We start from the raw sequence: 9,624 nt of genomic DNA, 5'->3' as shown, positions 1-9,624 counted from the left end.
CTGGCCGATCTGGCCACCGAGTACAGCGTCGGACGCTCCACCATCCACCGCATCGTCCACGGGCCAGAGACCTCCAGGTAGAGCGATCACACGCCGAAGCCGGACGTCACATTCCACTCAAGATCATTCTCAGCGCCAACCGCTGCTCCTGGGTTCCTCAACCCGGGGGTGGCCTGTACTCGGATCCAGCCGAGATACGACCAGAACCGGCCATGAGTCGATCTTGAAGCTGTGCGTCGGGCCGTCGTTGACCTGCCGTGCTGGAGAGCACCATGGGTGAGGGGAGGTCATCCAGGGCACTGCCGCGCAATCTCGGAAGTTGTTTGTCCCAGCGAGCGAACCGGAGTGGGGACGAAGATCTTCGCGTGTCCTACCTCGCGGATAGTGATCGCTCGGCTACAGTATCGCGCGTTCTGTGGTGATCGGGGGCTGCTGGGAAGGCTGTGCCCTGATGGCGTCGATCGACAAGACCGCCTATCCGCGGTTCAAGCGGACCATCTCCGAGCGGGAGTTGCGCGAGGCGTACTCGCCGACCCTAGGAGACGGACTGGGCGCGGGAGATGACCGACACCGATGAGAACCGGCTGTCGCTGATGGTGTGGCTGAAGTGCTGTCAGCGGCTGGGCCGGTTCCCGCGGCTGGCGGAGATCCCGCCGCAGGTGATCTCGCATGTGCGGGATGAGCTCGGCCTGACGGAGGACGTCGGGATGGCGGTGGTGGCTGAGCGGACGGGACGCAACCACAAGGCGCTGGTGCGGGCCCGGCTGGGGCTGGACGGCGATCAGGCGAACGCGCGCAAGCTGGCCGATCAGGCGATCCGGCAGGCGGCCAGGACCAAGGACCACCCGGCCGACCTGATCAACGTGGCGCTGGAGGAGCTGGCCAGGAACAGCTGCGAGTTCCCGGCCTTCTCCACCCTGGACGACCTGGCCGCCCAGGTAGGCCTTCGAGAAGGTTGAGTGCAGAAATTAGCGGTAGAGAGTTGATCTTCGTACCGGTTCGGTGACAGCGCCTGTTTAGGCAGGTCACGGGGCCTACGTTCCTGGGCCATGCCTTTCGAATTTCTCTCTGATCAGCAGATCGCCCGCTATGGCCGCTTCCCCGAGGAGCCCTCGGCCGCGGAGCTGGAGCAGTTCTTCCGGTTGGATCGACGTGCGTTGGATGCGCTGGCGTCGAAACGGCGTCCGGCCACGAAGCTCGGCTGGGCCGTGCAGTGGGGTACGGTGCGCCTGCTGGGGGTGTTCCTGACCGACGATCCGTTGGCGGTTCCGCCGGACGTGGTCGCGTTCGTCGCCGAGCAGCTCGGCCTGGATCCGGCACACTTCACCGACTATGGGCAGCGGCAGCAGACGGTGTACGAGCACGCCTGGGAGATCCGAGAGCTGCTGGGTTATCGCGACTTCGGCTCGTGCGAAAGCGAGGTGCGCCAGTACGTGTCGGCCCGGGTGTGGGCCTCGGCAGAGGGGCCGCGGGCGCTGTTCGACCGGGCCCGGGTGCACATGCTCAAGGAGCGCATCCTGCTCCCGGGCATGACCGTGCTGGTGCGGTTGGTCGGCGAGGTGCGGCGGGCGGAGAACGAGCGGCTGCACGCACTGTTGTCGGGCCGGTTGTCGGCTGAGATGCGCGCCGCGCTGATGGGACTGCTGGCGGTGCCGGACGGCAAGCGCCGCTCGGAGCTGGAGCGGTTGCGGACGGCACCGACCAAGGCCTCGGGCCGGGTGCTTGCCGAGGAACTGCGCCGGGTGGCCGAGATCGCCGAGCTCGGCGCCGGGCAGGTGGCTACCGATCCGGTGCCGGCGGTCAAGCTCGGGGCGCTGGCCCGTTATGGGCTGGCGGCCAAGGCGCGTACGCTGCGGGATCTGGCAGCCGATCGGCAGGGCGCGACGCTGCTGGCTACGGTGCGGCACCTGGAGACCGCCTCGGTCGATGACGCGCTGGACGTGCTGGATCTGCTGATCTCCTCCAATCTGCTGGCTCGTGCGGAGCGGGCGGGCAAGGCCGAGCAACTGCGTACCTTTCCCCGGTTGCGCAAGGCGGCGCGAACGATGGCCTCGGCGATGGAGGTGCTGATGGCGGTGCCGGAGGCGACCGAGGAGCGGCTGGTGTCGCTGGTGGAGGTGTGGAAGGCGATCGAGGAGGTGGTGCCGCGCGAGAAGCTGGCCTCGGCGGTGGAGACGGTCGCCGCGTTCGTGCCCACGACCGACGATGATGCGGCCGCGCAGTGGCGGGCCGAGCTGGTCAAGCGCTACCGCACCGTGCAGGGCTTCATCGAGCCGCTGCTTTCCACAATCCGGTTCCGCGCTGTCGAGGCCGGCACAGTGGTGCTGGCCATGGTGCGCACCGCCGCGGCGATGGCCAAGAGCCGGCGCCGCTACGCGCCGGGTGACATCGCCGCACATGCTGAATTGATCACGGGGTCTTGGCGGCCGCTGGTGTATCGCAATCCCGATCTTCCCGAGGGGCAGATCGACAAGGCCGCGTTCGTGCTGTGCGCGCTCATGCACCTGCACACCGCGCTGCGCCGGCGCGACGTGTTCGCCGAGGGTTCCGAGCGGTGGAGCGATCCGCGGGCCCGGCTGCTGGATGGCCAGGCGTGGGAGCAGGCGCGGCCGCGGGTGCTGACCTCGCTGGAACTCGAGCTGGAGCCGGCCGGGCACCTGGCCGAGCTCGCCAGCGCGCTGGAGGGCGCCTACGTCCGCGTGCTGGACGGGCTCGGCAGCAACACCGCGGTGCAGTTCGTCGGCGGCCGGCTACAGCTGGAGAGGCTCGGTCCGCTGGCCGAGCCGCCGCTGATGAAGGAACTGCGCAGCCTGATCGATGGCATGCTGCCCCGGCTGGACTTCCCCGAACTGCTGCTGGAGGTCTTCGACCGCACCGGCCTGCCCGCGGACTTCACCCACGTCGCCGGCACCGATGCGATGATGGAGGACTTCCCGATGAGCCTGGCCGCCCTCATCGTGGCCGAGGCGTGCAATGTCGGCCTGGTCCCGATCGAGAAGCCGAACGTGCCCGCCCTGACGCGGGCCCGGCTGCAGCAGGTCGACCAGGGCTATCTGCGCGCCGAGACGATCGCGGCGGCCAACGCCCGGCTGATCGGCGCTCAGGCCGGCATCGGCATCGTCCGGCATTGGGGCAGCGGGCACATCGCTTCGGCCGACGGGCTGCGCTTCGTGGTGCCGGTGGCCAGCCTGCATGCAGGCCATAACCCGGTCTATTTTGCGAGGCAGCGCGGCGCGACCTGGCTGAACGTGGTCAATGACCAGGTGATGGCATCGGTGGGCTGGTGGTGCCGGGCACGCTGCGCGACTCGCTGTTCATCCTGGACGCCATCCACAACCTGGACGGCGGCCCCCGACCGGAGACGATCATCACCGACACGGCCAGCTACTCCGACCTGGTGTTCGGGCTGTTCGCGATCTGTGGCTACCAGTTCTCCCCGCGCATCGCCGACTTGGCCGACATGCGGCTGTGGCGGACCAACACCCGCGCCAGCTACGGCCCGCTGGAGGATATGTCCCGCCACGTGATCCGCCTGGACCGCATCCGCGCCCACTGGGGCGACATGCTGCGCGTGGCCGGATCGCTGACCATGGGCACCGTGCGCGCCTACGACCTGATCCGGATGCTGTCGGCCGACGGCCGCCCCACCGGGCTGGGGGAGGCGTTCGTCCACTACGGCCGCATCTTCAAGACTCTCCATCTGCTGCAATTTCTGCACGATGCCGGCTACCGCAGGATGATCGGCGCGCAGTTGAACGTGCAGGAGGCCCGACACCGGCTGGCCCGGAAGATCGCCTTCGGCAACCGCGGGCAGCTGCGCCAACGCTACCGCGAGGGCATGGAAGACCAGCTCGGCAGCCTCGGCCTGGCGCTGAACGCGGTCATCTGGTGGAACAGCCTCTACCTGGACGCCGCCGTCCAGCAGTTGCGCGAGCAGGGCTTCCCGGTCACCGACGAGATGTGCGCACGCCTGTCACCGATCCAGTACGAGCACATCAACTTCCTGGGCCGCTACGCCTTCACCCGTGCCGACGTCGCCACGGGGCTGCGCCCCTTCCACCAACCGACTGAGCTCTCTGGATGACCTGGGCCAGTACTGCCGGGGCGGGGGACGTGCCGCTATCCCGGTGCCGGCACATCCATTTGGCGGAGTCGTTTATATGGCCGCCCTCGCTGGGCTGTCATTTTAATATCACCCAATGCGCCCGGCGCGGATACGGTTCATATAAATGACAGCAGCATTTGCTGGCCTTTCAACGTGTCGCCAAATGAACCACTTGCGGAATGCAGGATCCATCTGTAACAGTTGACCTTCCTGTTGTGGAGAAAGGTGACGCTTGTGGCCTCTGTGGGAGATAGAGTTGTTCTGTTGCGCACGCTGCGGCGAGCAGGTCATGGTCTGGCGTATGCGGTCACAGCGTTAGAGGTAGCCAACGCTCTCATTCCGGCCACTACTGCGCTGGCCACCGGTTTTCTCGTGGATCGGCTGATGGCGGCGGCTCAGGCTCCTGTTCTCGAGGGCACATTTTCGGCACTTCTGCTGGTTGGCGGTGCCTTTCTTGTCGGTCGTGCGGCTGAGGAGCTGATGGGCCCTCTTAAGTATTTGGCCATGCAGCGCATCGATGGTGAGCATCGTGCTGATGTGGTCCGTCTGGTGTCTGGCAGCGCCACGATCGATTCGCTGGAGAGGCCCCGTGTGCGGGAGCTTTTGCGGCTGGCGCGAGGGGAGCGGGAATTCTGGGGCGAGCGCACTCCGGGCGAAGGCGCCCTTTCTCAATTGAACTTGACGGTGCGCTACGTCGGCATGCTGGCATCGTGCCTGGTGCTCGCCGGCCACGGATGGTGGCTTGTAGCCCTGGTCGTACTTCCTTCCATGCTGTGCCGCTGGATGTGGCGCCGGGAGTTCACCGCCGGGCTGGCACTGGATCGCACTGGCCTGGCGCATGAGATCCGTGCGCGGCACTGGACACAACTGGCCACCGAGTGGACCGGAGGCAAGGAAGTGCGTACCTTCGGCCTCGCCACGTGGGCCGCGAACCAAGCCCGGAAGGCGACCCTGGCTCAATGTGCACCGGCTTGGGCAGCCGGTGAGCGCAGTGCTCGGAGGCAGTGGTTGCCGGCGGTCCTCATCGGTCCATCGCTGATGGCCGCGTACGTCCTGGTCGTGCTGGATACCGTTCAAGGTCGCGGCACCGTAGCCGGGATGACGGCGCTCTTCGCAGCGGCCTGGTCTGTGCTCACGGCACTCGGCTACGCAGACGCGCACGAGATCGAGGGCGCGCTGCCGGGGCTGGCCGCCATGGGGAAACTCACGCAAGAACTCGAGATGCGCGATCACACGTCACCGCGGCCCGGCGGAGGCAAGCTCCGCGAGGGCCGTCCTGTGATCAGGTTCGAGAACGTCTCGTTCCACTATCCGGGGACCGACCGCCCAGTCCTCAAGAATCTCGACCTGACTTTGTACCCTGGCGAACTGCTCGCCATGGTCGGGCTCAACGGCGCGGGGAAGTCGACGCTGATCAAGCTGCTCGCCGGCCTGTATCGGCCCACCTCGGGCCGCATCACGGCCAATGGCACCGACATCGCCACCCTGGAGCCGGCCGAATGGCGACGTCATCTTGCCATCGTCTTCCAAGACTTCGTGCGTTACCCGCTCTCCGTGAAGGACAACATAGCGCTGGGCCGAGCGGACACCGCCCGTGAGCAGGCACGTCTCGAGAGCGCGGCTCATGACGCGGGGCTCGCAGAGCTCGTTTCGATGCTGCCGTCGGGCTGGGAGACGCCCTTGTCACGCTCACGTACCGGAGGTGTCGACCTGTCGGGAGGGCAGTGGCAGCAAGTCGTGCTGGCGCGGGCCTTTTACGGTGTGCGTAGCGGGGTCGACTTCCTCGTTCTGGACGAGCCGACCGCGCACTTGGACGTCCGCACCGAGTTCGACGTCTTCCAGAAAATCACCGACCGCCGCGGCGACACCGGCGTCGTCCTGATCTCGCACCGGCTATCCACCGTACGAGCCGCCGACCGCATCATCCTCCTCGAAGACGGATGTGTCACCGAGAACGGAACCCATGACGAGCTGATGGCGCGAAGAGGCACTTACGCACGCTTGTTCACCATTCAGGCCCGACGCTTCCGCGCCGGCTACGACGACCGGATGGAAGAAGAGGCCTCCTGATGATCCGACTCCGCTACCTGCGCTTCTGGTGGGATATCTTGCGCACGACCCACGCGCGTGCTCCCGTCCTGACGGGCGTCAACCTCGTCATTGAGATCGTTGCTCTACTGGCCGGCGTGGGGATGGCTCTCGCACTGCGGGCGATAGCTAACGGCGCCACCGCAGGAGATACACCTGAGGCGCTGGGTGGAGCCGTCTGGGCAGCATGCGCCGCCACGGCAGCACTGGTGACCACGCGACTGCGCGATCTGATCGGGAACTTCCTCGTGGTCGACAAGATCGGGCCGGGCTGGCTGGCCGACCGCATCACCTACGAAGTCGCCGCGATCGAAGGCATCGAGCACATGGAGCGAGGCGACTATCTCGACCGCATCGGTCTTCTCCGCACCTCCTCCTGGGAACTGGTCGCCGGGGCGTGGACCGCAGTGCGCACGATCTTCTCCGCCCTCCGACTCGCTGTCGTCCTCTCGCTCCTCGGCGAGGTTTCACCATGGCTGCTCATGCTGTTCGCACTTGCCGCGGTGCCGATCTGGTGCGATGCCCGCGCGCGCGGGCAGCTCAACCGCGCCCAAATCTCCACCGCCGAGCAGTTCCGCCTCCAGCGGCACCTGTTCGAATTGGCCACCGACGTCGCCGCGGCCAAGGAGATCCGCGTCAGCGGAGCAACAGACCAGTTGTTGGAGCACCAAGAGCGCGCCTGGCACGCCGTCGTCCATGAACGCTTCCAAGCACGGATGCGCAGCTTCGCGTGGCGACTGCTGGGGTGGTCGGTCTTCACCATGGTATTCACGGCCGCGCTCGCCATCGTCATGGTCCAGGCCGCGGAAGACCGATCCACCGTGGGCGACGTCGTGATGGTGATCACCCTTGCCGCGTCGCTGCAGCCGACGATTCAGGCCGCCGTGGGCCAACTCACCGGCACGATGAGCGCCGGCTTGCACATCGAGCCCTACCTGTGGCTGCGAGACTACGCGGCAGCCGATCGGGCGCGGGGACACGGCAGGCTCCAGCCTCCCCAAGTCCTGCGCGACGGCATCGAGTTCAAAGGAGTCAGCTACACCTATCCAGGCACGCTGCGCCCTGCCCTGGACGACGTCAGCATTCTTCTGCCTGCGGGGTCGGTCGTCGCGATCGTCGGGGAGTTCGGCTCGGGAAAGTCCACACTTATCAAGCTGCTGGGCAAGTTCTACCAACCTGACGGCGGCCGCATTCTCGTCGACGGGACAGACCTCGCCGATCTGGACACCGAGGCATGGCGAGCGCGCACCAGCGCCGCGTACCAGGACTTCGGCCGCTACCCCCACCTCACCTTCGGCGAGGCGGTCGGACTCGGCGATCTCGCCCACCTCACAAGCCCGTCACACGTCGCTGACGCGATCGCGGCAGCGGACGCCGACGGCATCGCGGAGAGCCTCCCAGCCGGGCTCGACACGAGGCTCGGCCGGGCCTTCGGCGGCGTCGACCTCTCGGAGGGACAGTGGCAGAAGACCGCGCTGGCCCGGGCGTCGATGCGGTACGCGCCGTTGCTGTTCGTCCTCGACGAGCCCACCGCTTCGCTGGACGCGCCCAGTGAACACGCCATCTTCACGCGTTACATGGAACGAGCCCGCCATCTGGCGGCCCATAGCGGAGCGATCACGGTGATCGTGTCACACCGCTTCTCCACCCTCGCCGGAGCCGACCTGATCCTCGTCCTCGACAAGGGAGCCCTCATCGAACACGGCTCACATCGACAGTTGCTGAAAGCCCCGGGCCGTTACGCCGAGCTGTATGGGATGCAGACGGCGGCATACACATCTGATTGATGTTCTAGATGAGCAGCTGTTTCGCGTCGACAGGCAGCTGCGGCCCGCTGTGCTTCAGACGGTTCGATCAAACGGGACGGCGGCAAGATCCGCCACCTGCCCGTCCACCCCGACCTTCGCCAAGCCCTCACCGGCTGGCTGGAAGCCCGCGCTGGCTGGAAGGGCGCCACCAGCGCCGCGGTGTTCCTCAACCAGCGCGGCGGCCGCCTGACCGACCGCGCCGCCCGCGACATCATCACCGGCCTCGGCGAGGCCTGCGGCATCAACGACGACCCTGTCGAACCCTTCAGCCCGCACGTCCTGCGCCACACCTTCGCCACCCAGCTCATCCGCGACGGCAAAGACCCCATCCTGGTCGCCGAACTCCTCGGCCACGGCTCTTTGGACACCACCCGCCGGTACGCCCTGCCGACCGAAGCCGACAAGGCTGCTGCCCTGGAAGCCCTCATCACAGACCACTAACAGGCGAAGAAGCCCCAGGTCGCTACCGCTAATTTCTGCACTCAGACTCCTCGGAGGCCGGTACGCGCGGAGGTCAACGGCGGCATCTTCACCCTGGCCTACGGCCGGATGAGCTTCGACGATCACGCACGGATGCTGGGCATGCTGGAGGTGGATCCGGCCACCGGCCACAGCGGCCATGACCGGGCCAAGAAGAGCGCGCCGCGGGCCACGGTGACCAAGCTGCGCTTGCAACTGGACCATCTGGCCTGGCTGGATGGCATGGCCGGGGCCAGCGACGCCTGGCTGAAAGGGGTGCCCGACTCCAAAATCGCGCATTTCGCGGCCGAGGCGCGGGCGCTGGACGCCGCCGAGATGCGCGACTACGGCGAGGTCAAGCGGATCGTGCTGGAGGCGTGCCTGCTGCACCAGGCGCGGGTGCGGGCCCGCGACGACCTGGTGACCATGCTGTGCAAGCGGATGAACACCATGCACAACAAGGCCCGTGAGCTGCTGGAGACCATCCGCGCCGAGCAACGCCAGCGCAACGAGCGGATGCTGGCGGTGCTCGGCGACCTGCTGAGCGCGGCCAAGGAGGTCGACCTGGCGGCCCAGACTGCGCCGAAGGCGTGGACGGCGGTACGGCGGCGGCACGAGACCGGCCGGGCGGTGCTGGAGACGATCGAGGTCAACGGCGGCCTGGCCGACCTGGTGGCCGAGCACGAGGCACTGGCCGCCTACCACGGCGACAACTACCTGCCGCTGCTGGACCGCTTCTACCGCAGCCACCGCGGCCTGCTGCTGCGCCTGGCCGGCGTGCTGGTGCTGGAGCCGGCCACCAGCGACCGCAAGCTGCTGGACGCGCTGGAGTTCGTGCGCGCCAACGCCACCCGCACCAGCGAGCTCATCGGCGACACCTACACCGCTGAGGAGGAGGTCGTCGATGAGACGACGGGCGAGGTCTCTACGGTGAAGGTGCGCCGGCGGGTGGATGTGTCGTTCGCGCCGGAGGCCTGGCGGAAGGTGATCGCCGACAGGCGCCGCCCCGGCAAGCTGGTGCGCCGGCATTTCGAGATCTGCGTGTTCTCCTGCCTGGCCGATGAGCTGGTGCGCGGCGATGTCGCCGCGGTGGGCTCAGAGGCGTACGCCAATTGGTAGTCCCAGCTGCTCAGCTGGGAGGACTGCCAGCCGCACCTGGCCGAG

At 67.3% G+C, this 9,624-nt stretch carries 5 protein-coding genes and 2 pseudogenes; all 7 read left to right on the top strand.

The annotated features are described in order from the left end of the window. Nucleotides 1–557 precede the first annotated feature (557 nt). Nucleotides 558–959: pseudogene (locus B0I32_RS54340) on the top strand (DUF4158 domain-containing protein); the annotation flags it as partial. Between the two features lie 90 nt (nucleotides 960–1,049). Then, nucleotides 1,050–3,260, top strand: a pseudogene (locus tag B0I32_RS54335) (Tn3 family transposase); the annotation flags it as partial. A gap of 23 nt (nucleotides 3,261–3,283) precedes the next feature. Then, entirely contained in the window at nucleotides 3,284–4,084 is an 801-nt protein-coding gene (locus tag B0I32_RS61320; protein ID WP_342751856.1) for a Tn3 family transposase, read from the top strand. A gap of 285 nt (nucleotides 4,085–4,369) precedes the next feature. Continuing rightward, a complete protein-coding gene (locus B0I32_RS54330; RefSeq protein WP_146178718.1) occupies nucleotides 4,370–6,175 on the top strand; it encodes an ABC transporter ATP-binding protein in 1,806 nt (601 codons plus the stop codon). Next, the gene (locus B0I32_RS54325; protein WP_106253199.1) at nucleotides 6,175–7,980 is read left to right on the top strand and encodes an ATP-binding cassette domain-containing protein; all 1,806 of its coding nucleotides are present in this window, start codon (nucleotides 6,175–6,177) and stop codon (nucleotides 7,978–7,980) included. The genes B0I32_RS54330 and B0I32_RS54325 overlap by 1 nt, the downstream gene beginning before the upstream one ends. Before the next feature lie 66 nt (nucleotides 7,981–8,046). Continuing rightward, nucleotides 8,047–8,442 (top strand): tyrosine-type recombinase/integrase, encoded by a 396-nt coding sequence (locus B0I32_RS54320; RefSeq protein ID WP_342751857.1) that lies wholly within the window; start codon nucleotides 8,047–8,049, stop codon nucleotides 8,440–8,442. A 108-nt stretch (nucleotides 8,443–8,550) separates the two neighbouring features. Continuing rightward, complete coding sequence (locus B0I32_RS54315) at nucleotides 8,551–9,579, top strand: hypothetical protein (protein WP_146178717.1); 1,029 nt, start codon at nucleotides 8,551–8,553, stop codon at nucleotides 9,577–9,579. Nucleotides 9,580–9,624: the final 45 nt, after the last annotated feature.

It is taken from the genome of Nonomuraea fuscirosea, assembly GCF_003001935.1.
GTDB classification, from domain to species: Bacteria; Actinomycetota; Actinomycetes; order Streptosporangiales; family Streptosporangiaceae; genus Nonomuraea; species Nonomuraea fuscirosea.
Note: the sequence above shows the minus strand (reverse complement) of the source record. Positions and strands in the feature narration are given on the sequence as shown.